The following is a 24,001-nucleotide window of genomic DNA, read 5'->3' on the forward strand; positions in this document are numbered from 1 at the left end:
CGCACCATCGGTCAGCCGGCCCCCGGGAAGCCTCCCGGGGGCCGCTGCCGGTCCTGGTCCAGGGTGAAGGTCTGGATCAGCCAGGACGAGAACGAGCCGGTCACCGCGCCCAGCAGCGCCATACCGCCGCCCATCATGGCCACCGCGACCGTCCGGCCCAGTGGGGTCACCGGGGTGATGTCCCCGTAACCGACCGTCGTCAGGGTCGAGCAGGCCCACCAGACCGAGTCCCCGAAGGTGTGGATCGTCGCCCCCGGTACTCCGCGTTCCGCGTCATAGACGGTGAGCGCCCCCGCGAAGCCCAGCAGCAGCGCCGAGAGCCCCGCGTACGAGATCACCCGTCCGTACAGGGAGAGCCGGGCCCGGGTGTGGCGATGGCGCATCGTCTCGTAGAGCTGGACGATCCGCAGCGGTCGCAGCAGCGGCATCAGCACCACCAGCGTGTCCATCGGATGGTGGCGGACGAAACCGGGCAGCCGCCGGCCGCTGAGCCGCCAGCGCACCACGTAGTCCACCACGAAGAACGCCCACGCGGCGCAGATCAGCGCCACCAGCAGATCCCGCACCCCCTGGCTGAGCCCCTGGCCGAGCACCAGGGTCGCGTAACAGGCCAGGAAGAGGGCCGCCGCCGCGAACAGCGGGATGTCCACCCGGCCGCGCCAGCGCCACTCGGGGCTCTCCGGCTCTGCCCCGTCCGCCGTCCCGCCGTCCTCCGTCATCCGTCCAGCATCGCGGGCCCCGCCCCCGCTCGCCCCCGGCGACACGTTCCGTATGGGGGACGCCATATGCTGCACAGCATGACGAGTGAGCCGGAGCAGCAGTTCGGAGTGGGGACGCCCGACGCGTTCCAGCGCCTGTGGACACCCCATCGGATGGCCTATATCCAGGGGGAGAACAAGCCGAGCGGGCCCGAGGCCGGTGACGGCTGCCCCTTCTGCGCGATTCCCGCCAAGTCCGACGAGGACGGACTGGTGATCGCGCGCGGCTCCTCCGTGTACGCGGTGCTCAATCTCTACCCGTACAACGGCGGCCATCTGATGGTGGTCCCGTTCCGGCATGTCGCCGACTACACGGAACTGGACGAGGACGAGACGGCGGAGCTGGCCGTCTTCACCAAGCGGGCGATGACGGCGCTGCGGGCGGCGTCCGGCGCGCACGGGTTCAACATCGGCATGAACCAGGGAATGGCCGCGGGGGCGGGGATCGCCGCCCATCTGCACCAGCACATCGTGCCGCGCTGGGGCGGCGACACCAATTTCATGCCCGTCGTCGGCCATACGAAGGTGCTGCCCCAACTCCTGGCGGACACCCGCGCGATGCTCGCCGACGCCTGGCCGCTCTCTTAAAGGCCCGGTTCGCCTCCGGGACGCTGAAGCGTCCGCCGACGGACGCCCCTTTTTTGTGGCTCGGTTCGCCTCCGGGGTGCTGAAGCGTGCGCCGACGGTCGACCGTGCTCGGTTCCTCGTTCCTCGGAACCTCCGCGCGCTCTCCGCTTTCGGCACCCGCGGCACCCCTTCGGCTCACTCGCCGAAGAGGTGCAGCCGGGGCGGAGGTGCCAAAAAAGCAGCATCAGGCGTCGTAGAGGTCGGCCTTCTTCGGGGCCAGGTCCTGGATGCCGCCGCTGACGGCCATCGAGCGCCCGGCGAAGCGGTCGGTGTCCACGCCGTTGTCCTCCAGGACCTTCAGCGCGGCGGCGTGGGCCGCCCGGAGGACGGGGGCGGCGGCGCGCAGCGCGTCGTCGGCCATGAACCGGTGCCGCCAGGGCTTCTCCGCCCAGGCGTGCCGCAGCCCGAAGGGCTCCGGGAGCGCCAGCTTGCCGCCCAGGAAGTCCAGCAGCGGGGGGTACCAGGTCAGGGGCGCGCGCACCATCAGCCGGACGACTTCCTTGGTGTCCACCAGCGGCAGGGTCCGGGTCTTGGTCTCCCAGAAGCGGACCGTCTTGTTCACTGTGACGGTTTTGGGGGAGGACTTCGTGGTGAAGAGCCCGTGCACCGGCCCCAGGGCGTGCCCGGTGACCTCGACCCGCAGGGTCTCGTGGAGCACCGTGACGGTGATCATCATGGTGATGACGAGCTGACCGTCCCAGAGGGTGAACTGGACCCCCAGGTAGTGGCGGTTGCCGCTGCCGAACTGCTGGTGGTTGCAGATGCGCTGTATCTCGTGGCCCTTGATCTGGAAGGACTCCACATCCTGGCCGTCGGGCCGGGAGACCGAGCCCGCTCCCTCCGCGACCGGGCAGACGATCCAGTGCTTCACCGACGGGGTGGGGAAGCCGCCCGAGTTCAGCGGGCCGCGCTCCAGCAGCTTCAGCTTGTCGTGGATGGCCCTGATGACGTCCCAGCTACGGAACTGGTTGATCTCCTTGCCGGGGTCACGGGGCACCAGCTCCTCCGCCATCTGCCAGCTTCCCCAGCGGGTGCCCATGCCCAGTATCCCCTTGGGGCCCGCGTAGAAGAGGGAGTTGGCGTGCTGCTCGGCGGTCAGCTTGTGCAGGCCCTGGCGCAGGGTGTCGCGCGCCTTGTCGTGGGGGTTGCCGGGTACCGCGTCGGGCACCTTGGCGCCGATGCCGCTGCCGCCCGCGAGGCCGTCCCAGCGGGCCCGCAGATCCTTGGCGGTGGTCTCGCAGATCCGCTGGGCCAGCAGCCAGCCCACCACCGGGGCGACGATCGCCCCGCGGATGTAGAACGCCCAGAAGCCGGTGAACGGCAGCCGGAGCATCAGCAGCAGGGCGAGGCCGCCGATCGCGAAGAGCAGGGCGGTGCCGATGACCCCCGCGTGCTTGTTCTGCGCCCCGGCGAGGGTGCGCCGCAGTTGGAACACGGCCATCCAGGCCAGCAGCCCGGGCAGGAAGAGCAGCCCGCAGACGACCATGATGAGCGTGAGTTTGGTGTCGCGTTCCTTGCGGATGTGGGCCGCGGCCAGACAGTGCTCGACCACGGTCTGCGGCTCCATGCCGAAGGACTGGATCAGCGCGCTGCGCGCTCCGCCGAGCATCCGGACCTTCACGGCGTGGCAGAACGCCTCGCCCAGATTCGGCTCGAAGAGGGAGAGTTTGCCTTTCTTCACCTCGGACTTGTGCCACTCGCTGTTGGCCTTGAGGATGTCCTCGACCGGGCTGTCGCGATACGCGGCGGACGCCAGAGCGTGCGTCGCCGCGGTCTGTCCGGCCGATCCCAGGAGCGGAACCTGTGCTCCGGGACTGAAATCGAAACCGTCGCTCGTCACTTACCGCCCCCATCGCCGCTTCGCTCCCGCTCCACGGCCTGTTCCCGACTGGCGCGCCCGGCACACCTGTTGAGCTGGGCACCTCAGCGTATCCGGGGTGTGTCGTCCGCGTCACGGGAGTTGGCAGGCCGGGCGGAAAACCCTCGTTCCGCTCCGTCCGTCCGCGGCGGGGATGCCGGGCGGAGGCCGTACGGGAGCGGCACGGGAGCGGTGCGGGCGCCGTCCCCGGTGGGGCGGCGCCCGGCGGACGGGACCGGTCCGGACGCTCCCGCGCCCTTCTCGCCCACGTGCCTTTCAGGCCGCTCCCGCAGCCTCCTCCGCCGTCTTCAGGCGGCTCCCGCGCCCTCCTCGCGTACCTTGTCGGCGATGTGCGGAGGCATCGGCTCATGGCGGGCGTACGCCCGGTCGAACTGCCCGGTGCCGTGGGAGAGGGACCGCAGATCGATCGCGTACCGGCTGATCTCGATCTCCGGTACCTCGGCCCGTACCAGTGTGCGTCCGCCGCCGGACTGCTCGGTGCCGACGACCCGGCCCCGCCGCCCCGAGAGGTCGCTCATCACCGGTCCGACATAGTCGTCGGGGACCAGCACCCGCACTTCGGCCACCGGTTCCAGGAGATGGATGGGGGCCTCGGCCGCGGCCTCGCGCAGTGCCAGCGCGCCCGCCGTCTGGAAGGCGGCGTCGGAGGAGTCCACCGAGTGCGCCTTGCCGTCGAGCAGGGTCACCCGCACGTCCACCAGCGGGTGCCCGGCGACGACACCGCGCGCCGCCTGCGCCCGGACGCCCTTCTCCACGGAGGGGATGAACGCGCGCGGCACCGCGCCGCCCACCACCTTGTCGACGAACTCGATCCCGGCCCCGGTGGGCAGCGGCTCCACCTCGATCTCGCAGATCGCGAACTGCCCGTGGCCGCCGGACTGCTTCACATGCCGCCCGCGTCCGCCCGCCGGGCCGCCGAAGGTCTCCCGCAGCGGCACCCGGTAGGGGACCACGTCGATCTGGACGCCGTACCGGCTGCGCAGCCGCTCCAGCGCCACATCGGCGTGGGCCTCGCCCAGGCACCAGAGGACCACCTGATGGGTGGCCTGATTCTGCTCCAGCCGCATGGTGGGGTCCTCGGCGACCAGCCGGGAGAGCCCCTGCGAGAGCCGGTCCTCGTCGGCCTTGCTGTGCGCCCGGATCGCCAGCGGCAGCAGCGGGTCGGGCATGCTCCAGGGCTCCATCAGCAGCGGGTCGTCCTTGGCGGAGAGGGTGTCCCCGGTCTCCGCGCGGGAGAGTTTGCCCACACAGGCGAGGTCCCCGGCGATGGCCCGGTCCAGCGGGCGCTGGTGCTTGCCGAAGGGGACGGAGAGCGCGCCGACCCGCTCGTCCACATCGTGGTCCTCGTGTCCCCGGTCGGCCAGGCCGTGCCCGGAGACATGGACCGTCTCGTCGGGGCGCAGGGTGCCGGAAAAGACCCGTACCAGCGAGATCCGGCCCACATAGGGGTCGGACGCGGTCTTGACGACCTCGGCCACCAACGGGCCGTCGGGGTCGCAGACGGGCTGGGGGCGGGGGACTCCGTCGGGGGTGGTGACGGCCGGGCAGAGGTGCTCCGGCGGGGTGGGGAAGCCGCCGGTGATCAGCTCCAGGAGTTCCAGGGTGCCGAGTCCCTGTTTGGCCCCGGGCGCGGCGGGCGCGGCGGCGAGCACCGGGTGGAAGGTGCCGCGGGCCACCGCCTTCTCCAGATCCTGGACGAGAATCCCGAAGTCGATCTCGTCGCCCGCGAGATAGCGGTCCATGAGGGTCTCGTCCTCGCTCTCGGCGATGATCCCCTCGATCAGCCGGTCGCGGGCGGCACCGAGCGCGGCGGCCTGCTCCGCGTCGGGGGCGGTCTCCTTCCGCTCCCCGGAGGAGTAGTCGAAGATCTTCCGGGAGAGCAGCCCGGCGAGCCCGGTGACCGGGGCGTGGCCGTCGGGTCCCACGGCGCCGTACTGCGGCAGATAGAGCGGGAGCACGGCGTCGGGGTCGTCCCCGCCGAAGATCTCCGCGCACACCCGGGTCAGCTCGTCGAAACCGGTCCGCGCGGTCTCCAGGTGGGTGATGACGATCGCGCGCGGCATGCCCACGGCCGCGCACTCCTCCCACACCGCCCGGGTGGCGCCCGCGACCGCCGCGGCCTCCTGGGCGGCCGAGACGACGAAGAGCGCCGCGTCCGCCGCGCGCAGACCGGCCCGCAGCTCCCCGACGAAGTCCGCGTAGCCGGGGGTGTCCAGCAGATTGACCTTGATGCCCTCCCACTCCACGGGGACGAGGGAGAGCTGCACCGAGCGCTGCTGGCGGTGCTCGATCTCGTCGTGGTCGGAGACCGTCGAGCCGTCCTCGACCCGGCCGGCCCGGTTGACCGCGCCCGCGGTCAGCGCCAGCGCCTCCGTCAGGGTCGTCTTGCCCGCGCCGCTGTGGCCGACCAGCACCACGTTCCGCAGGGATGAGGGCCGGTCGGCCGCGCGCGCCCTGCCGGCGGCCCCGGGGTGGATGTTCGCCTTGTCGCCCATGGTTCTTGCCTCCCGATCGATCCGGTCGTCCGCATCGACGGCGGCGCGTCGATGGCACGGTGAGGAGATGTGGGCCGCGGGGACGTGGGGACCCGGGCGCGGTCGCGGGGCCGTGGAGCGGGCCGCCGGAGGGCGTCCGGGGGCGGCTCCGACGCGCCGCCCGCAGTCGTGTTGTCCATGTGAGCCGTGATTGCCATGGTGCTCCCGTGGTCGGAGTGACCGACCATCGGTGGTCTTCCGAGCTTTCCACTCCGGCTACAGCCCGTCCATACGTCGGACACCACCGGGGGGCCGCCGAGCGCCGGGTTCCGGCCGTACGGGCGTATCCGGGCCGCCGCCACACCCCCGCGCGCACCGCTCGCCACCGGGCGGAAGGGCCCTTCCACGGCCCGCGGGGGCGCCGCCGCGCCGGGTCCCGGCGGTGCGGCGGCCCGGTCCTGGCTACGATGGGCCAGCCGGGCGCCCGATGGGCCGGCCGGCCCATTCGGGAGAACCCGAATCACGAGAAGAACCCGAAGAACCCCGGGAAGGCCATGCTGAACAAGTACGCGCGTGCATTCTTCACGCGTGTCCTCACCCCGTTCGCCGCGTTTCTGCTCCGCCGTGGCGTGAGCCCCGACGCGGTCACCCTCATCGGAACGGCCGGGGTGATGGCGGGCGCGCTGGTCTTCTTCCCCCGGGGAGAGTTCTTCTGGGGCACGATCGTCATCACCCTGTTCGTCTTCTCCGATCTGATCGACGGCAACATGGCCCGGCAGGCGGGCCTCTCCAGCCGCTGGGGGGCGTTCCTCGACTCCACCCTCGACCGGGTCGCCGACAGCGCGATCTTCGGCGGCTTCGCGCTCTGGTACGCGGGGACGGGCGACAACAACGTCCTGTGCGCGGTCTCGATCTTCTGTCTGGCGAGCGGCCAGGTGGTCTCGTACACCAAGGCCCGGGGCGAGTCGATCGGGCTCCCCGTCGCCGTCAACGGTCTGGTGGAGCGCGCCGAGCGACTGGTGATCTCCCTGGTCGCGGCCGGTCTCTCCGGTCTCGCCACCTTCGGTGTCCCCGGGGTCGAGGTGCTGCTGCCGATCGCCCTGTGGGTGGTCGCCGCGGGCAGCGCCGTCACCCTGGGACAGCGGGTCGTCACCGTGCGCCGGGAGTCCGCCGAGGCGGACGCCGCCGCCGCGGACCAGAGCGGGGCCGAGGCGAAGTGATGCGCGACCGCCTGGCCGACGGCCTCTACGGACTGGGCTGGAGCGCGGTCGGGAAGCTGCCGGAGCCGGTGGTCGCACGGCTGGGGCGGACCATCGCCGACACCGCGTGGAAGCGGCGCGGCCGGGGGGTGCTCCAACTGGAGGCCAACCTCGCCCGGGTGGTCCCGGACGCCGGGCCCGAGCGCCTCGCCGAGCTGTCCCGCGCCGGGATGCGCTCCTACCTCCGGTACTGGATGGAGTCCTTCCGGCTGCCGGTGTGGAGCGCCGCGCGCATCCGGGAGAGCGTGGTCATCGAGGACTCCCACCATCTGACGGACGGCCTCGCCGCCGGCCGGGGAGTGGTCCTGGCCCTGCCGCACCTGGCCAACTGGGACCTGGCCGGGGCCTGGGTCACCCGGGCCCTGGACATCCCCTTCACCACCGTCGCGGAACGGCTGCGGCCCGAGTCGCTGTACGACAGGTTCGTGGCCTACCGCGAGAGTCTGGGCATGGAGGTGCTGCCGCACTCGGGCGGCGCGGCCTTCGGGGCCCTCGCCCGGCGGCTGCGCTCCGGCGGGCTGGTCGCCCTGGTCGCCGACCGCGATCTGTCGGCGACCGGCGTGGAGGTCACCTACTTCGGCGAACGCGCCCGGATGCCCGCCGGGCCCGCGCTGCTCGCCCAGCAGACCGGCGCGCTGCTGCTGCCCGTCACCCTCTGGTACGGCGAGGAGCCGATGCTGTACGGGCGTATCCACCCGCCCGTCGAGGTGCCCGGCGGGGGGACCCGCGCCGAGCGGACGGCCGTCATGACCCAGCGGCTCGCGGACGTGTACGCCACCGGGGTGGCCGCCCACCCCGAGGACTGGCACATGCTGCAACGGCTGTGGCTCGCGGACCTGGAGCCCCGGGAGGCACAGGGGCCGGGAGGAGCGGCTGGCGGCATCGAAGCCGCAGCGGCCGGCGGTACCGGGGGAGCGGCACAGGACCCGGGCACCGGGGGCGCCGGAGAAACCCCGGGCGCAACAGGGGCCCGAGGGGCGGAAGAGGCCGGAGGGGCCCGCACATGAAGATCGGCATCGTCTGCCCGTACTCCTGGGACGTACCCGGCGGTGTACAGTTCCACATCAGGGACCTCGCCGACCACCTCATCCGCCTCGGCCACGAGGTCTCCGTCCTCGCCCCCGCCGACGACGACACCCCGCTGCCCCCCTTCGTGGTCTCCGCGGGCCGCGCCGTGCCCGTCCCCTACAACGGCTCGGTGGCCCGGCTCAACTTCGGCTTCCTCTCCGCCGCCCGCGTCCGGCGCTGGCTGCACGAGGGCACCTTCGACGTCATCCACATCCACGAGCCGACCTCCCCCTCGCTGGGGCTGCTCGCCTGCTGGGCCGCGCAGGGCCCGATCGTGGCCACGTTCCACACCTCCAACCCCCGCTCCCGGGCCATGATCGCCGCCTATCCCATCCTCCAGCCCGCGCTGGAGAAGATCAGCGCCCGGATCGCGGTCAGCGAGTACGCCCGGCGCACCCTGGTGGAGCACCTCGGCGGCGACGCGGTCGTGATCCCCAACGGTGTCGACGTCGGCTTCTTCGAGCGGGCCGAGCCCCGGAGCGAGTGGCAGGGCGGCACGATCGGCTTCATCGGCCGGATCGACGAGCCCCGCAAGGGGCTGCCGGTGCTGATGCGGGCCCTCCCCGCGATCCTCGCCGCCCGGCCGGGGACCCGGCTGCTGGTGGCCGGGCGCGGCGACGAGGAGGAGGCCGTCGCCCAGCTCCCCCGGGAGATGCGGCGGAACGTCGAGTTCCTGGGCATGGTCAGCGACGAGGACAAGGCCCGGCTGCTGCGCAGCGTCGACCTGTATGTGGCGCCCAACACCGGCGGCGAGAGCTTCGGCATCATCCTCGTCGAGGCGATGTCGGCGGGCGCGCCCGTCCTCGCCAGCGACCTCGACGCCTTCGCCCAGGTCCTGGACCGGGGCGCGGCGGGCGAGCTGTTCGCCAACGAGGACGCCGACGCGCTCGCGGCGGCGGCGCTCACCCTGCTCGCCGACCCCGGGCGCCGGGCCGGGCTGCGCCGCCGGGGCAGCGCCCATGTGCGCCGCTTCGACTGGTCCACCGTGGGCGCGGACATCCTCGCCGTGTACGAGACCGTCACCGACGGCGCCTCGTCGGTCGCCACCGACGACCGCCCCACGCTCCGCGCCCGCCTCGGCCTCGCCCGGCACCAGTGAGCGCACCGGCCCGGTAGCCGGGCGCGCCGGTCCGGTCCGGGGGCCCGGCAGGGTCGCGGCCCGTCACCGACCGACCGGTAGCCTTACGGACCGTGACCGCAACGCTCATCTGGCTCCTTGTGGCCGTCCTCGCCTTCGGTATGTACCTCAGTTGGACCGCCGGGCGCCTCGACCGGCTCCACACCCGGATCGACGCCGCCCGCGCCGCGCTCGACGCCCAGTTGCTGCGGCGCGCCTCGGTGACCCAGGAGGTGGCCACGTCCGGGGTGCTCGACCCGGCGGCGTCGATCGTGCTGTACGAGGCGGCCCACGCGGCCCGGCAGGCGCAGGAGGAGCAGCGCGAGGTCGCCGAGAGCGAGCTGAGCGCCGCGCTGCGCGCCGTCTTCGCCGAGTCCGCCCAGGTCGAGGCCGTCCGCGAGGTGCCGGGCGGCGAGGACGCCGCCGGTGAACTGGCCCGCGCGGCCCGCCGGGTCCCCATGGCCCGCCGCTTCCACAACGACGCCGTGCGCGCGGCCCGGGCGCTGCGCCGCCATCGCACGGTCCGCTGGTTCCGGCTGGCCGGGCACGCCCCGTTCCCGCTCGCCTTCGAGATGGACGACGAGCCGCCGCGGGCGCTCGCGGACCGTTCCGTCACCTGAGCCGCCCCGGGCACCTGAGCCGCCCCGGGCTCCCGGGCTCCCGGGTCCGGAGACCCGGGCAAAACGATCCACCGCCTACCCATTGGCCCTTGCTGTGGACTGGTCCGCGGAGGTTGCATCGTTCACGCACCGCATCGCGACCCCTCGCGCCGGACGCATCCCATCCGCCGTCACCCCAGTGAGGTCCACCGTGTCCAGCACGCTCCCCACCCCCTCCCCGACCGCCGAGTCCCCGGCCACCGGCACCGCCCGCGTCAAGCGCGGCATGGCCGAGCAGCTCAAGGGCGGCGTCATCATGGACGTGGTCGACGCCGAGCAGGCGAAGATCGCCGAGGACGCGGGCGCGGTCGCCGTCATGGCCCTGGAGCGGGTGCCCGCCGACATCCGCAAGGACGGCGGCGTGGCCCGGATGTCCGACCCCAACATGATCGAGGAGATCATCGAGGCGGTCTCCATCCCCGTCATGGCCAAGTCCCGCATCGGCCACTTCGTCGAGGCCCAGGTGCTCCAGTCCCTCGGTGTCGACTACATCGACGAGTCCGAGGTGCTGACCCCCGCCGACGAGGTCAACCACTCCGACAAGTGGACCTTCACCACCCCCTTCGTCTGCGGCGCCACCAACCTCGGCGAGGCCCTGCGCCGGATCGCCGAGGGCGCGGCCATGATCCGCTCCAAGGGCGAGGCGGGCACCGGCAACGTCGTCGAGGCCGTGCGCCACCTGCGGCAGATCAAGAACGAGATCGCCCGGCTCCGCGGCTACGACAGCCATGAGCTGTACGCGGCGGCCAAGGAGCTGCGCGCCCCCTACGAGCTGGTCAAGGAGGTCGCCGAGCTGGGCAAGCTGCCGGTGGTCCTCTTCTCGGCCGGCGGTGTGGCCACCCCCGCCGACGCCGCGCTGATGCGCCAGCTCGGCGCCGAGGGCGTCTTCGTCGGCTCCGGCATCTTCAAGTCCGGCGACCCGGCCAAGCGCGCCGCCGCCATCGTCAAGGCCACCACCTTCTACGACGACCCGAAGATCATCGCGGACGCCTCCCGCAACCTCGGCGAGGCCATGGTCGGCATCAACTGCGACACCCTCCCCGAGGGCGAGCGCTACGCCAACCGGGGCTGGTAGTGGGCCGCGAGCCGATGATCGGCGTCCTGGCCCTCCAGGGCGACGTACGGGAGCATCTGACGGCCCTGGCCGCGGCGGGCGCCGCGGCCGGGCCGGTCCGGCGGCCCGAGGAACTGGCCGGGGTCGACGGCCTGGTGATCCCCGGCGGGGAGTCCACCACGATGTCCAAGCTGGCCCATCTCTTCGGGATGATGGAGCCGCTGCGCGAGCGGGTCCGCGCCGGGATGCCCGTCTACGGCACCTGCGCCGGTCTGATCATGCTCGCCGACAAGATCCTCGACCCCCGCTCGGACCAGGAGACCATCGGCGGCATCGACATGATCGTCCGCCGTAACGCCTTCGGGCGGCAGAACGAGTCCTTCGAGGCGGCCGTCGAGCTGACGGGCGTCGACGGCGGCCCCGTCGAGGGCGTCTTCATCCGCGCCCCGTGGGTGGAGTCCACCGGCGCCGACGTGCGGATCCTGGCCCAGCACGGCGGCCATGTCGTCGCCGTGCGGCAGGGAAACGCGCTCGCGACCTCGTTCCACCCCGAGCTGACCGGCGATCACCGGGTGCACCGGCTCTTCACCGAGATGGTGCGCGACGCGGGGTGACCCGATCCCGGTAGGATCTCTGGCGAACACCGTGCAGCAGGCAGCAGTGGGTAACGCGAAGGAGACAGGCAGATGTCCGGCCACTCTAAATGGGCTACGACGAAGCACAAGAAGGCCGTGATCGACGCCAAGCGTGGCAAGCTCTTCGCGAAGCTGATCAAGAACATCGAGGTCGCGGCCCGCATGGGCGGCGCCGACATCGACGGCAACCCGACCCTGTTCGACGCCGTCCAGAAGGCGAAGAAGCAGTCGGTCCCGAACAAGAACATCGACTCGGCGCTCAAGCGCGGCGCGGGCCTGGAGGCCGGCGGCGCCGACTACGAGACGATCATGTACGAGGGTTACGGGCCGAACGGTGTCGCCGTCCTCATCGAGTGTCTGACCGACAACCGCAACCGCGCCGCCTCCGACGTCCGGGTCGCCATGACCCGCAACGGCGGCTCGATGGCCGACCCGGGCTCGGTCTCGTACCTCTTCCACCGCAAGGGCGTCATCATCGTCCCCAAGGGCGAGCTGACCGAGGACGACGTCCTGGGCGCGGTCCTGGACGCGGGCGCCGAGGAGGTCAACGACCTCGGTGAGTCCTTCGAGGTGCTGAGCGAGGCCACCGACCTGGTCACGGTGCGCACCGCGCTCCAGGCCGAGGGCATCGACTACGACTCCGCCGAGGCCAACTTCGTCCCGACCATGCAGGTCCAGCTGGACGAGGAGGGCGCGCGCAAGATCTTCAAGCTGATCGACGCGCTGGAGGACAGCGACGACGTCCAGAACGTCTTCGCCAACTTCGACGTCTCCGACGAGATCATGGCCTCCCTGGGCTGACCTCGGGCCGACCTGTCCGAGACCGCGGAACGGGCCGACGGGACTTCCCGTCGGTCCGTCGCCGTGCCGGGCGTCGCTGACCGGCGTTGTCAGTGGCACCGGATAGCCTGCACAAACAGGCGATCGAACCCAGGGGGGCGATGGTGAGGGTGCTCGGGGTGGACCCGGGGCTGACCCGGTGCGGCGTCGGTGTCGTCGAGGGGGAGGCGGGCCGTCCGCTCGCCATGCTCGGGGTGGGCGTCGTCCGCAGCAGCCCGGACGCCGACCTGGCCGGCAGACTCGTCGCCATCGAGCAGGGTCTGGAGCGGTGGCTCGACGAATACCGGCCCGAACGCGTCGCCGTCGAGCGGGTCTTCAGCCAGCACAATGTGCGCACGGTGATGGGCACCGCCCAGGCCAGCGCCGTCGCCATGCTCTGCGCCGGCCGCCGGGGCATCCCCGTCGTGCTGCACACCCCCAGCGAGGTCAAGGCCGCCGTCACCGGCACGGGACGCGCCGACAAGGCGCAGGTCGGGGCGATGGTCACCCGGCTGCTGCGGCTCGACGCCCCGCCCCGGCCCGCCGACGCCGCCGACGCGCTGGCCCTCGCCATCTGCCATATCTGGCGCGCCCCCGCGCAGAGCCGCCTCCAGCGCGCCGTCGACCTCCACACCGCCGTCCGGCGGACCCCGCCGCCCGCCGCGTCCGGCGGCCCGTCCCCGGCGCCGCACCGAGCCCCCCGGCACGCACCGAAAGGCCGTACCGCATGATCGCCTTTGTGAGCGGCCAGGTCGCCGCCCTCGCCCCCACCACCGCCGTCGTCGCGGTCGGCGGGGTCGGGATGTCCGTCCACTGCACCCCGGCCACCCTCGCCGGGCTCCGGGTGGGCGAGGAGGCCCGGCTCGCGACCTCCCTCGTCGTGCGGGAGGACTCCCTCACCCTCTACGGCTTCGCCGACGACGACGAGCGCCAGGTGTTCGAGCTGCTCCAGACGGCCAGCGGGGTCGGCCCCCGGCTGGCCCAGGCGATGCTCGCCGTGCACAGCCCCGACGCGCTGCGCACGGCCGTCGCGGGCGGCGACGAGCGGGCCCTCACCGCCGTCCCCGGCATCGGCAAGAAGGGCGCCCAGAAGCTGCTGCTCGAACTGAAGGACCGGCTCGGCGAGCCCACCGGGGTGCCCGGCGCCCGGCGCGGGGCCGCGGCGGCCCCCGCCTCCTGGAGCGACCAGCTCCACGCCGCGCTGATCGGTCTCGGCTACGCGGGCCGCGAGGCCGACGAGGCCGTGGCCGCCGTCACCCCGCAGGCCGCGGCCGCCGGGGCGGCCCCGCAGGTGGGCGTGTTGCTCAAGGCGGCCCTCCAGACCCTCAACCGCACCCGGTGACCCCCGGGGCCCGCCGTCCGGGCCGGGCCGGGCCGCCGCGCTCCGGCCCGCTCCCCACGGCGGGTCCCGCGCGAGGACGCCCCGCGCTCCCCGCCCAGGGGTGCCCCGGGACCCGCGCCCGCCGACCGCCCCGCGGCCCTGCCGCCCGACCCCATGAGGCACACACGCAGTGAACTGGGACGACAGCACCACCGGCCCCGACGACGCCCCCACCGCTCCCGGCGGACGGCTCGTCGGCTCCTTCGCCGACGGGGAGGACCAGGCCGTCGAGGCGGCGCTCCGCCCGAAGTCGCTGGACGAGTTCGTCGGCCAGGAGCGCGTACGGGAACAGCTCGACCTGGTGCTGAGGGCCGCCCGCGCCCGGGGGGCGACCGCCGACCACGTCCTGCTCTCCGGCGCCCCCGGGCTGGGCAAGACCACCCTGTCGATGATCATCGCCGCCGAGATGCAGGCCCCGATCCGGATCACCTCGGGCCCCGCCATCCAGCACGCGGGCGATCTCGCCGCGATCCTCTCCTCCCTCCAGGAGGGCGAGGTGCTCTTCCTCGACGAGATCCACCGGATGTCCCGGCCCGCCGAGGAGATGCTCTACATGGCCATGGAGGACTTCCGGGTCGACGTGATCGTCGGCAAGGGCCCCGGGGCCACCGCCATCCCCCTGGAGCTGCCGCCCTTCACCCTGGTCGGGGCCACCACCCGGGCCGGGCTGCTGCCGCCGCCGCTGCGCGACCGCTTCGGCTTCACCGCCCATATGGAGTTCTACGACCCCGCCGAGCTCCAGCGGGTCGTCCACCGCTCGGCGCTGCTGCTCGACGTCGAGATCGACACCGACGGGGCCGCCGAGATCGCCGGACGCTCCCGCGGCACCCCCCGGATCGCCAACCGGCTGCTCCGCCGGGTACGGGACTACGCGCAGGTCAAGGTGGACGGCCGGATCACCCGTGAGGTGGCTTGCGCGGCCCTGCGGGTGTACGAGGTGGACAGCCGCGGCCTCGACCGGCTGGACCGCGCGGTCCTGGAGGCCCTGCTGAAACTGTTCGCGGGCGGCCCCGTCGGACTCTCCACCCTGGCGGTGGCCGTGGGGGAGGAGCGGGAAACGGTCGAGGAGGTCGCCGAGCCCTTCCTCGTACGGGAGGGACTGCTGGCCAGGACCCCGCGTGGGCGGATCGCCACCCCGGCGGCCTGGGCGCACCTCGGACTGGTGCCGCCGCAGGCCGCGGGGGGTCCCGGCGGGCGGGCCGGGCAGGGCGGATTGTTCGGCCCGTGACGGCGCGGACACTCCCCTCGGGGGAACCACGGTGGGATGCTGGGCGTTGTTCCAATGATGCGGACTCGCTTAGACTCCGCCGATGCCGACCTACCAGGTCGGCGTGCCCACCCCCGTAGATAGGCCGCCCAGTGATGCGGTCGTGTGAAGGAAGTCTCTTCCCGTGGATCTCGTCGCCCTTCTCCCCTTTGTTCTGCTCATCGGGCTCATGTTCCTGATGACCCGGTCCGCCAAGAAGAAGCAGCAGCAGGCGGCGGACATGCGCAACTCGATGCAGCCGGGTTCCGGAGTCCGCACCATCGGCGGTATGTACGCCACGGTCAAGGAGGTCCACGACGACACGGTCCTCCTTGAGGTCGCCCCGGGCGTCCACGCGATGTACGCGAAGAACTCCATCGGCGCGGTGCTGGACGACGAGGAGTACAACCGCATCGTCCACGGCGACGAGCCCGGCGAGGAGACCCCGGTCGTCCCCGACGACCTCTCCTCGCTGACCGACGCTGAGCCGGACGCCTCCAAGATCGACCTGGGCAAGAAGCCCGAGGGGGACGAGGCGAAGGACGCCGGCGGGGACGAGCCCAAGGACAGGACCGAGGGCGAGAAGTAGCCAGGTCCGGGGAGCGCGCGGCACCCGCGTGGCGCCGCGCGCTCCCCTGGTCGTGTTGACTTCTGCGGGGGCAGGTCCCCACAAGACTTCGTGGCCGCTCGGGAGCACACCCGGTGCGGAGCGGTTGGACAGGGAGAAACGAGAAGGTGGCAGCACCGAAGAGGGGCCGAAGGCCCGCGGGGGGTCAGGGGAAGCCGGGGCGCACCCTGGTACTGATCCTGATCGCCTTGGTCGCGCTGACCGGTGGGATGTTCGCCACGGGCGACACCACGCCGCGTCTGGGCATCGACCTCGCGGGCGGTACGACGATCACGCTCAAGGCCAAGGCTGAGCCCGGCAAGGAGAGCGCGGTCAACGAGACCAACATGAACACGGCGGTCGGCATTCTCGAACGCCGTGTCAACGGTCTCGGTGTCTCGGAGGCCGAGGTCCAGACCCAGGGCCGCTCGCACATCATCGTCAACATCCCCAAGGGAACCGACTCGGAGCAGGCCCGTAGGCAGGTCGGTACCACCGCCCAGCTCTACTTCCGGCCCGTGCTCCAGGTGGCCGCGGGTGCCCCCGTGCCGCAGCAGCCCACTCCCGGCGCCTCCGAGTCCGGCAAGCCCGCCGAGGGCAAGGACGCCAAGGACGCCAAGGACGGCGACAAGGCGTCCCCGTCGGCGAGCACCGGCACCAGCGCGCAGCCGGGCGGCAGCACCCCGCAGGGCCGTGCTGTCACCGACGCCCTGAAGGACCCCTCGCCCGGCGCCTCCGAGCCCGGCAAGCCCGCCGAGGGCGCCAAGGACGGCAAGGACGGCAAGGACGCTGCGAAGACGCCGGATCCGGCGCCGACGGGCGACGTGGCCGCGCTCCAGACCGCCTTCGCCACGCTGAACTGCGAGGACCAGAAGGCGCGCGCCGCCGTCACCGAGAGCGCCCGTCCCGAGAACCCCATGGTCTCCTGCGGCAAGAACAGCGCGGGCCAGTGGGAGAAGTACCTCCTCGGCCCGGCCGAGGTGGACGGCAAGGACGTCGACGACGCCAAGGGCCAGTTCGACCAGAACCGCGGTATCTGGATCGTCACCATGGACTTCACCGACAAGGGGTCGAAGAAGTTCCAGAAGATCACCAGCAAGCTCTCGCAGCAGCAGTCGCCCGCGAACCAGTTCGCGATCGTCCTCGACGGCGAGGTCGTCTCGGCCCCGCAGGTCAACCAGACGCTGACCGCCAACGCCGAGATCTCCGGCAGCTTCAACCAGAAGTCCGCCCAGGAGCTGGGCAACATGCTCTCCTACGGAGCCCTGCCGCTCACCTTCCAGGAGGAGAGCGTCACCACCGTCAGCGCCGCGCTCGGCGGTGAGCAGCTCCGCGCCGGTCTGATCGCCGGTGCCATCGGTCTCGCCCTGGTCATCATCTACCTGGTGGCCTACTACCGGGGTCTCGCGGCCATCGCGATCCTGAGCCTCCTGGTCTCGGCGGCCCTGACCTATGTCCTGATGTCGCTGCTCGGCCCGGCCATCGGCTTCGCGCTGAACCTGCCCGCGGTCTGTGGCGCGATCGTCGCCATCGGTATCACGGCGGACTCGTTCATCGTCTACTTCGAACGGATCCGGGACGAGGTCCGCGAGGGCCGCACCCTGCGTCCGGCCGTCGAGCGTGCCTGGCCGCGCGCCCGGCGCACCATCCTGGTCTCCGACTTCGTGTCGTTCCTCGCCGCCGCGGTGCTCTTCATCGTCACCGTCGGCAAGGTCCAGGGCTTCGCCTTCACCCTGGGTCTGACCACCCTGCTCGACGTGGTCGTGGTGTTCTTCTTCACCAAGCCGCTGATGACCCTGGCCGCCCGGTCGAAGTTCTTCGGCGGCGGTCACCCGTGGTCCGGACTGGACCCGAAGCGGCTCGGGGTCGAGCCCCCGCTGCGCCGCTCGCGCCGTACCACCGTCGTCACCACCGACCTGAAGGAGGCGTGAGATGTCGCGTCTCGGCACCATTGGCGCCCGGCTCCACCGCGGCGAGATCGGCTACGACTTCGTCGCCAAGCGGTGGCTCTGGTACGGCGTCTCCATACTGATCACGATCGTCGCCATCGCGGGTCTGGCGATCCGCGGTCTGAACATGGGCATCGAGTTCAAGGGCGGCGCGGTCTTCACCACGCCCAAGACCAGTGCCTCGGTCTCCGTGGTCCAGGAGTCGGCGGCGGAGGCCTCCGGCCACCACGCCATCGTCCAGAAGCTGGGCAACGGCACGCTGCGCGTCCAGGTCAGCGAGTTGGACACCCAGCAGGCGACCAAGGTGCAGACCGTCCTGGCCAAGGACCTCGACGTCCCCGCCGACAAGATCAACAAGGAGCTGGTGGGTCCGAGCTGGGGCAAGGAGATCGCCAACAAGGCATGGACCGGCCTCGGGATCTTCATGATCCTGGTGGTGATCTATCTCGCGATCGCCTTCGAGTGGCGGATGGCGCTCGCGGCACTGATCGCGCTCATCCACGACCTCACCATCACGGTCGGTGTGTACGCGATCGTCGGCTTCGAGGTCACCCCGGGTACGGTGATCGGTCTGCTCACCATCCTCGGCTACTCCCTCTACGACACCGTCGTCGTCTTCGACGGTCTCAAGGAGGGTGCCGTGGGCATCACCAAGCAGACCCGCTGGACCTACAGCGAGATCGCGAACCGCAGCCTCAACGGCACGCTGGTGCGTTCCATCAACACCACCGTGGTCGCGCTGCTGCCGGTCGCCGGTCTGCTCTTCATCGGCGGCGGCTTCCTCGGCGCGGGCATGCTGAACGACATCTCGCTGTCGCTCTTCGTCGGTCTCGCGGCCGGTGCCTACTCGTCGATCTTCATCGCCACCCCGCTGGTCGCCGACCTCAAGGAGCGCGACCCGCAGATGAAGGCCCTGCGCAAGCGGGTGCTCGCCAAGCGGGCCGCCGCTGCCGCCCGGGGCGAGTCGCCGGACGCGGAGGACCTGGCGGACACCGGTGGTGACGAGCCGGACGCGCTGGACGGTGACGCCGCCCCCGCCGGGGCCGGGGTCGTCGCCCCGCGCGGCGGCCGGGGCCGGGGCCGCTCCGCGGGACGGCGCCGATGACCGGGGGAGCACAGGAGCTGCTGCTCAGCCGCATCCGGGACGTTCCGGACTATCCGCAGCCGGGTGTGGTGTTCAAGGACATCACCCCGCTGCTCGCGGACCCCGAGGCGTTCTCGGTGCTGACCGAGGCGCTCGCCGAGGTGTGTGTGCGCCACGGCGCCACCAAGGTCGTCGGTCTGGAGGCCCGGGGCTTCATCCTGGGCGCCCCGGTCGCCGTCCGCGCGGGCCTCGGCTTCATCCCGATCCGCAAGGCGGGCAAGCTCCCCGGGGCGACCCTCTCCCAGGCGTACGCGCTGGAGTACGGCACCGCCGAGATCGAGGTGCACGCCGAGGACCTGACCCCGGACGACCGGGTCATGGTCATCGACGACGTCCTGGCCACCGGTGGCACCGCCGCCGCGGCGATGGAGCTGATCCGCCGGGGCGGCGCCGATGTCGCCGGACTCGCGGTCCTGATGGAGCTGGGCTTCCTCGGCGGGCGGGCCCGGCTGGAGCCCACTCTCGCGGGAGCTCCGCTGGAGGCCCTGCTCGCGCTCTGAACCACTCCGCCGCCGGAGACGTCTCCGGTGGTGAGAGGGGTACCCGACCCCTGGGGTCCCGGGAATGCCGGGACCCCAGGGGTCTGTTTCTCCCTCTGGGGCAGCAGGACAGAGAGGTCGATACGATGGCCTTTCCGGACCTGCCCGGGGGAGCCGGAACTGCACGAGGAGCGCTCTTGCCAGACGAGGCCCGTCCCGCCGCCGCCGCGCAGCCCGACCGGAAGGCCGATCAGGCCGCACCGGGCCAGGGCGCGCCCGCGAAGACCTCGGGTGACAAGCCCATGGCCACCCGGGGACACACCGTGTCCGGAGCATCCCCCGTATCGGCGCTGAAGCCCGGGAACGGGGCCCAGCCCGCCCCGGCCCGGCCGCTGTCCAAGCCGGCGCCCCGGCCCTCCTCGGGGTCCGTGCCCCGGGGCACCGCCTCCTCCAACCGCGTCCGCGCCCGCCTCGCCCGGCTCGGCGTACAGCGCTCCTCCCCGTACAACCCCGTTCTGGAGCCCCTGCTCAGGATCGTCCGCGGCAACGACCCCAAGATCGAGACGGCCACGCTGCGGCAGATCGAGCGGGCCTACCAGGTCGCGGAGCGCTGGCACCGGGGCCAGAAGCGCAAGAGCGGCGATCCGTACATCACCCACCCGCTCGCTGTCACCACCATCCTCGCCGAGCTGGGCATGGACCCGGCGACCCTGATGGCGGGGCTGCTGCACGACACCGTCGAGGACACCGAGTACGGCCTGGACACCCTCCGCCGTGACTTCGGCGACCAGGTCGCCCTGCTGGTGGACGGCGTCACCAAGCTGGACAAGGTCAAGTTCGGCGAGGCGGCGCAGGCGGAGACCGTGCGCAAGATGGTCGTCGCCATGGCCAAGGACCCCCGGGTGCTGGTCATCAAGCTCGCCGACCGGCTCCACAACATGCGCACCATGCGCTATCTCAAGCGGGAGAAGCAGGAGAAGAAGGCCCGCGAGACCCTGGAGATCTACGCCCCGCTGGCGCACCGGCTGGGCATGAACACCATCAAGTGGGAGCTGGAGGACCTCGCCTTCGCGATCCTCTACCCCAAGATGTACGACGAGATCGTCCGGTTGGTCGCCGAGCGCGCGCCCAAGCGGGACGAGTATCTGGCGATAGTGACCGACGAGGTCCAGTCCGATCTGCGGGCCGCCCGGATCAAGGCCACCGTCACCGGACGCCCCAAGCACTACTACAGCGTCTACCAGAAGATGATCGTCCGCGGCCGGGACTTCGCGGAGATCTACGACCTCGTCGGCATCCGTGTCCTCGTCGACACCGTCCGTGACTGCTATGCGGCGCTCGGTACCGTTCACGCGCGATGGAATCCGGTCCCCGGCCGGTTCAAGGACTACATCGCGATGCCGAAGTTCAACATGTACCAGTCGCTGCACACGACGGTCATCGGACCCAACGGCAAGCCGGTCGAGCTCCAGATCCGCACCTTCGACATGCACCGCAGGGCCGAGTACGGCATCGCGGCCCACTGGAAGTACAAGCAGGAGGCCGTGGCCGGGGCGTCCAAGGTGCGGACCGACGTGCCCCGGAAGTCCGGCAAGGACGACCACGTCAACGACATGGCGTGGCTGCGGCAGCTCCTCGACTGGCAGAAGGAGACCGAGGACCCCTCGGAGTTCCTGGAGTCGCTGCGCTTCGACCTCTCCCGCAACGAGGTCTTCGTCTTCACGCCCAAGGGCGATGTCATAGCGCTGCCCGCGGGTGCCACACCGGTGGACTTCGCGTACGCCGTCCACACCGAGGTCGGCCACCGCACCATCGGCGCCCGGGTCAACGGGCGGCTGGTCCCGCTGGAGTCGACCCTCGACAACGGCGATCTGGTGGAGGTCTTCACCTCCAAGGCCGAGGGCGCGGGCCCGTCCCGCGACTGGCTGGGCTTCGTCAAGTCCCCGCGGGCCCGCAACAAGATCCGGGCCTGGTTCTCCAAGGAGCGCCGCGACGAGGCGATCGAGCAGGGCAAGGACGCCATCGTCCGGGCCATGCGCAAACAGAACCTGCCCATCCAGCGGATCTTGACCGGGGACTCCCTGGTCACCCTCGCCCATGAGATGCGCTACCCCGACATCTCCTCGCTGTACGCGGCGATCGGCGAGGGCCATGTCGCCGCCCAGGGCGTGGTGCAGAAACTGGTGCAGGCCCTCGGCGGCGAGGAGGCCGCCAACGAGGACATCGCCGAGTCCGCGCCGCCCTCCCGGGGGCGCGGCAAGCGCCGCTCCGCCGCCGATCCCGGTGTGGTGGTCAAGGGCGTCGAGGACGTCTGGGTGAAGCTGGCCCGCTGCTGCACCCCGGTGCCCGGCGACCCGATCATCGGGTTCGTCACCCGGGGCAGCGGGGTCTCCGTGCACCGCGCCGACTGCGTCAACGTGGACTCGCTGTCGCAGCAGCCCGAGCGGATTCTGGAGGTCGAGTGGGCGCCCACCCAGTCCTCCGTCTTCCTGGTGGCCATCCAGGTGGAGGCGCTGGACCGGTCCCGGCTGCTGTCGGACGTCACCCGGGTCCTGTCCGACCAGCACGTCAATATCCTGTCGGCGGCGGTGCAGACCTCCCGCGACCGGGTGGCGACCTCGCGCTTCACCTTCGAGATGGGCGACCCCAAGCATCTGGGGCATGTCCTCAAGGCGGTGCGGGGCGTGGAGGGCGTGTACGACGTCTACCGGGTGACCTCCGCCCGCCGGCCATAACCGACCGGGGCGATGCCGCCGCCCTGGGGGAGGGACGGCGGCATCGGGCCCCTTATCGGCCGGAGCGGGGGGCTTCCGGCCAGGGCCGTCCTGGTCGGCCGCGGATCAGGCCGCGGCGCCGCCCCCGGCGGCGGGGAGCGGTCCGTCCCCCAGCGGGTTGAGCCGGTTGGCGTCGTTCTCGAAGGCGAACAGCAGCAGATCGGCCATGGTGAAGCTGCCCGCCCGGTGGGCGGGGAGCGTGGGCCGCCAGCCGGGCTCCCTGATGATGGAGATCCGGCTGCCGTCGATCGAGCGGTGGAACACCTCGGCCACCAGCCGGCCGCCGACACCGGTGAGCAGCCCCGGATGGTTCGCGTTCACCTCCGCCTCGCGCAGGATGTAGAACCACAGCGGGGTGTGCGCGACGAGTTCGGCGCGCTCGGCGGCGGTGAGCCCCGTCAGCCGGGCGCCCCCGGCCCCGTCGACGATCTGCTGCTCGGTCAGCGGGCGTATCCCCATCTGGGCCGCGAGCTGCGGCCCCGTGGCCAGCTCGACCATCCCGGCGCGGGCCAGGTTGCGGAAGGCGAGATTGCGGTGGAGGGGCGGCGGAGCCGGCTTGCCCCGGCCCTCGAAGGTCCCGGTCGGGAGCGTCGTCAGCGGGTCGACGAGCAGGGTGTCGATCCTCTTGGCCACATTGAACTCGACCGCCGGAACGGCGAGGTCCGTCCGCCCCGCCGAGCCGAAGTCGAACAGCCTGCGCCAGTCGGTGATCCAGTTGCTGGGCAGCCGGAGCAAGTCGCCGGAGTTCGGGTCGTCGAGGTCGCTGAGGTCATCGGGACCGACGCTGAGGTTGCCCGAGGTACCGCTGAACCGGAAGAGCGCCCCCAGGGTCGCCACCCCGCCGGGCCCGCCCGTCCGGAAGACGCGGTTCCACTGATAGCCGGCGCGGATCATGCTGTGGCCGAAGCGGTAGGCGGCCACCGAGAACTCGATGGGCATCGTCGGGTGCTCCCCGGGCTGTCCCACCGGGCCGGGCACCTCGAAGTGGCGGCGGCCGTTGGTGAAGACGTCGTCCACGATCGCGGGGTCCACGATCCGGGGCAGGAAGTCCGTCCGCAGTATCCACTGGTAGTGCTTGACGACCAGGTCACGGCTGGCCCGGAAGACCTCGGGCACGGGCCGCCCGCCCACCGCGAGCCGCTGGACCACCCGGTTGTGGAAGTGGATGAACGCCAGATGGAGCTGGCCGACGATCAGATTCTCGTCATTGCGGGCGTCCGGGATCAGGGGGGCCCGCTGGTCGGCCTTGGTCCCCGGGGCCGTCGCTCCGGCCCGGGGCAGGTCGAAGCCCTTCTGATCGGTGTTGGCGGGCGGAAAGGACGGCGGGAAGCCCACGCCCAGCGCGTCCCCCGTCTTCAGCCGTCCGTCCACCTCGTAGAAGCGGCTGCTCGACGCGTGGTCCGGCCCCATCCCGTACAGGGAGTCCAGGTCGAGCGCGGGGGAGCGGCCCTGGAGCAGCTCCTCCACGGGCACCGGGTCGCCCAGCGCGACCTGGGTGCGGTCCAGGGTCAGATCGTGGTCGACGAACTGACCGAGATAGGTGTACCCGGCCGGAATTCCGGGCTGGGAATCGGGATCGGGCGCCGGACCCGATCCTGTTGTCATGGCCTCCGCGAGTTTTACGCGCAGCCCCTCACTGACCTGAACGCCTTTCTGTTTGCTCATCCGTGAGAAACGGAATGCCGTCTGGGATTCCTCGGCGCTCGGAACGCGGCTCTGCGCCCCGCCCCGGCCATCGGATTCCAGAATGTTTCCGTCGTCGACAAGGAAATACTTTTCACGCTGATGGCGGTGCACGTCCATCCCCGTTCTGTCCCCCGGAACCGCGGGTGTGTTTCCCCGTGGTGGCCAATGTCTTCGGTCATTGAGGGAGACGGGGATTGTGGGGAGAGGGTTGCCTCGTGGTGTTTCACAGCGTGATGAACAGGCGGCGATTTTCAGCCGCCAGAATTTTTCGAGAGACGCCCCCAAGGAATCCGGATAGCGGCATTCTTGCAGCGAGTGACAGCGGAATGAAGATTCCGGATAACGGTGTCGGAGAGGGCGGGAACCGGCGCGAAAAAGGTGCGAAA

20 protein-coding genes are annotated in these 24,001 nt (G+C 71.7%); 16 read left to right on the top strand and 4 right to left on the bottom strand.

Going from position 1 to position 24,001, the window contains the following annotated elements:
• Positions 1-11: 11 nt before the first annotated feature.
• Positions 12-719, bottom strand: coding sequence for a potassium channel family protein (locus CRV15_RS24430; RefSeq protein WP_009995524.1), 708 nt, complete (start codon positions 717-719; stop codon positions 12-14).
• Between the two features lie 66 nt (positions 720-785).
• Between CRV15_RS24430 and CRV15_RS24435 the strand changes: the two genes are divergently transcribed.
• A complete protein-coding gene (locus tag CRV15_RS24435; RefSeq protein ID WP_003956364.1) occupies positions 786-1,346 on the top strand; it encodes an HIT family protein in 561 nt (186 codons plus the stop codon).
• 223 nt (positions 1,347-1,569) lie between these two features.
• Here CRV15_RS24435 and CRV15_RS24440 read toward each other — a convergent pair whose 3' ends face one another.
• Together CRV15_RS24440 and CRV15_RS24450 are read right to left on the bottom strand one after the other, a co-directional pair.
• The gene (locus tag CRV15_RS24440; protein ID WP_003956366.1) at positions 1,570-3,225 is read right to left on the bottom strand and encodes a hypothetical protein; all 1,656 of its coding nucleotides are present in this window, start codon (positions 3,223-3,225) and stop codon (positions 1,570-1,572) included.
• Positions 3,226-3,551: 326 nt separating this feature from the next.
• Entirely contained in the window at positions 3,552-5,759 is a 2,208-nt protein-coding gene (locus CRV15_RS24450) for an elongation factor G-like protein EF-G2 (RefSeq protein ID WP_003956369.1), read from the bottom strand.
• A gap of 533 nt (positions 5,760-6,292) precedes the next feature.
• Between CRV15_RS24450 and pgsA the strand changes: the two genes are divergently transcribed.
• From pgsA to CRV15_RS24525, 15 genes are all read left to right on the top strand, one after another.
• Positions 6,293-6,958, top strand: a complete 666-nt coding sequence (gene pgsA, locus CRV15_RS24455) for a phosphatidylinositol phosphate synthase (protein ID WP_009995522.1) — start codon at positions 6,293-6,295, stop codon at positions 6,956-6,958.
• The gene (locus CRV15_RS24460; protein WP_003956371.1) at positions 6,958-8,004 is read left to right on the top strand and encodes a phosphatidylinositol mannoside acyltransferase; all 1,047 of its coding nucleotides are present in this window, start codon (positions 6,958-6,960) and stop codon (positions 8,002-8,004) included. The genes pgsA and CRV15_RS24460 overlap by 1 nt, the downstream gene beginning before the upstream one ends.
• Positions 8,001-9,164, top strand: coding sequence for a glycosyltransferase family 4 protein (locus CRV15_RS24465; RefSeq protein WP_003956373.1), 1,164 nt, complete (start codon positions 8,001-8,003; stop codon positions 9,162-9,164). The genes CRV15_RS24460 and CRV15_RS24465 overlap by 4 nt, the downstream gene beginning before the upstream one ends.
• 92 nt (positions 9,165-9,256) lie before the next feature.
• On the top strand, positions 9,257-9,802 hold the full coding sequence (locus tag CRV15_RS24470; RefSeq protein WP_003959764.1) for a LemA family protein: 546 nt from the start codon (positions 9,257-9,259) through the stop codon (positions 9,800-9,802).
• A 190-nt stretch (positions 9,803-9,992) separates the two neighbouring features.
• Positions 9,993-10,916: a pyridoxal 5'-phosphate synthase lyase subunit PdxS gene (gene pdxS / locus CRV15_RS24475; protein WP_003956375.1), complete on the top strand. Its 924-nt coding sequence runs from the start codon at positions 9,993-9,995 to the stop codon at positions 10,914-10,916.
• A 14-nt stretch (positions 10,917-10,930) separates the two neighbouring features.
• On the top strand, positions 10,931-11,509 hold the full coding sequence (gene pdxT, locus CRV15_RS24480) for a pyridoxal 5'-phosphate synthase glutaminase subunit PdxT (RefSeq protein WP_174391371.1): 579 nt from the start codon (positions 10,931-10,933) through the stop codon (positions 11,507-11,509).
• A gap of 72 nt (positions 11,510-11,581) precedes the next feature.
• Positions 11,582-12,331, top strand: a complete 750-nt coding sequence (locus tag CRV15_RS24485) for a YebC/PmpR family DNA-binding transcriptional regulator (RefSeq protein ID WP_003956377.1) — start codon at positions 11,582-11,584, stop codon at positions 12,329-12,331.
• Between the two features lie 143 nt (positions 12,332-12,474).
• The gene (gene ruvC / locus CRV15_RS24490; RefSeq protein ID WP_029182850.1) at positions 12,475-13,080 is read left to right on the top strand and encodes a crossover junction endodeoxyribonuclease RuvC; all 606 of its coding nucleotides are present in this window, start codon (positions 12,475-12,477) and stop codon (positions 13,078-13,080) included.
• Complete coding sequence (ruvA, locus tag CRV15_RS24495) at positions 13,077-13,691, top strand: Holliday junction branch migration protein RuvA (RefSeq protein ID WP_003959761.1); 615 nt, start codon at positions 13,077-13,079, stop codon at positions 13,689-13,691. The genes ruvC and ruvA overlap by 4 nt, the downstream gene beginning before the upstream one ends.
• 169 nt (positions 13,692-13,860) lie before the next feature.
• A complete protein-coding gene (ruvB, locus tag CRV15_RS24500) occupies positions 13,861-14,958 on the top strand; it encodes a Holliday junction branch migration DNA helicase RuvB (protein ID WP_003956381.1) in 1,098 nt (365 codons plus the stop codon).
• Positions 14,959-15,121: 163 nt separating this feature from the next.
• Positions 15,122-15,565 carry a preprotein translocase subunit YajC gene (yajC, locus tag CRV15_RS24505; protein WP_003956382.1) on the top strand — a complete coding sequence of 148 codons (444 nt, stop codon included), beginning with the start codon at positions 15,122-15,124 and terminating at the stop codon, positions 15,563-15,565.
• A gap of 146 nt (positions 15,566-15,711) precedes the next feature.
• Positions 15,712-17,514 carry a protein translocase subunit SecD gene (secD, locus tag CRV15_RS24510; protein WP_009995516.1) on the top strand — a complete coding sequence of 601 codons (1,803 nt, stop codon included), beginning with the start codon at positions 15,712-15,714 and terminating at the stop codon, positions 17,512-17,514.
• A 1-nt stretch (position 17,515) separates the two neighbouring features.
• Complete coding sequence (gene secF / locus CRV15_RS24515) at positions 17,516-18,637, top strand: protein translocase subunit SecF (RefSeq protein ID WP_003956384.1); 1,122 nt, start codon at positions 17,516-17,518, stop codon at positions 18,635-18,637.
• Positions 18,634-19,176 carry an adenine phosphoribosyltransferase gene (locus CRV15_RS24520; RefSeq protein WP_003956385.1) on the top strand — a complete coding sequence of 181 codons (543 nt, stop codon included), beginning with the start codon at positions 18,634-18,636 and terminating at the stop codon, positions 19,174-19,176. The genes secF and CRV15_RS24520 overlap by 4 nt, the downstream gene beginning before the upstream one ends.
• 176 nt (positions 19,177-19,352) lie before the next feature.
• Positions 19,353-21,890: a RelA/SpoT family protein gene (locus CRV15_RS24525; RefSeq protein WP_003956386.1), complete on the top strand. Its 2,538-nt coding sequence runs from the start codon at positions 19,353-19,355 to the stop codon at positions 21,888-21,890.
• 105 nt (positions 21,891-21,995) lie between these two features.
• Here the strand turns inward: CRV15_RS24525 and CRV15_RS24530 are convergent, their stop codons facing one another.
• Positions 21,996-23,594: a peroxidase family protein gene (locus CRV15_RS24530; RefSeq protein WP_230864097.1), complete on the bottom strand. Its 1,599-nt coding sequence runs from the start codon at positions 23,592-23,594 to the stop codon at positions 21,996-21,998.
• Positions 23,595-24,001: the final 407 nt, after the last annotated feature.

Origin of the sequence: Streptomyces clavuligerus (assembly GCF_005519465.1) — a bacterium.
Taxonomy (GTDB): Bacteria; Actinomycetota; Actinomycetes; order Streptomycetales; family Streptomycetaceae; genus Streptomyces; species Streptomyces clavuligerus.

Bases quoted from the DNA above. Each gene is read 5' to 3' on its own strand.
- CRV15_RS24430 (WP_009995524.1), bottom strand. From the start codon at position 719: ATGACGGAGGACGGCGGGACGGCGGACGGGGCAGAGCCGGAGAGCCCC.
- CRV15_RS24435 (WP_003956364.1), top strand. From the start codon at position 786: ATGCTGCACAGCATGACGAGTGAGCCGGAGCAGCAGTTCGGAGTGGGG.
- CRV15_RS24450 (WP_003956369.1), bottom strand. From the start codon at position 5,759: ATGGGCGACAAGGCGAACATCCACCCCGGGGCCGCCGGCAGGGCGCGC.
- pgsA (WP_009995522.1), top strand. From the start codon at position 6,293: ATGCTGAACAAGTACGCGCGTGCATTCTTCACGCGTGTCCTCACCCCG.
- CRV15_RS24460 (WP_003956371.1), top strand. From the start codon at position 6,958: ATGCGCGACCGCCTGGCCGACGGCCTCTACGGACTGGGCTGGAGCGCG.
- CRV15_RS24465 (WP_003956373.1), top strand. From the start codon at position 8,001: ATGAAGATCGGCATCGTCTGCCCGTACTCCTGGGACGTACCCGGCGGT.
- pdxT (WP_174391371.1), top strand. From the start codon at position 10,931: ATGATCGGCGTCCTGGCCCTCCAGGGCGACGTACGGGAGCATCTGACG.
- CRV15_RS24485 (WP_003956377.1), top strand. From the start codon at position 11,582: ATGTCCGGCCACTCTAAATGGGCTACGACGAAGCACAAGAAGGCCGTG.
- ruvA (WP_003959761.1), top strand. From the start codon at position 13,077: ATGATCGCCTTTGTGAGCGGCCAGGTCGCCGCCCTCGCCCCCACCACC.
- secF (WP_003956384.1), top strand. From the start codon at position 17,516: ATGTCGCGTCTCGGCACCATTGGCGCCCGGCTCCACCGCGGCGAGATC.
- CRV15_RS24520 (WP_003956385.1), top strand. From the start codon at position 18,634: ATGACCGGGGGAGCACAGGAGCTGCTGCTCAGCCGCATCCGGGACGTT.
- CRV15_RS24530 (WP_230864097.1), bottom strand. From the start codon at position 23,594: ATGAGCAAACAGAAAGGCGTTCAGGTCAGTGAGGGGCTGCGCGTAAAA.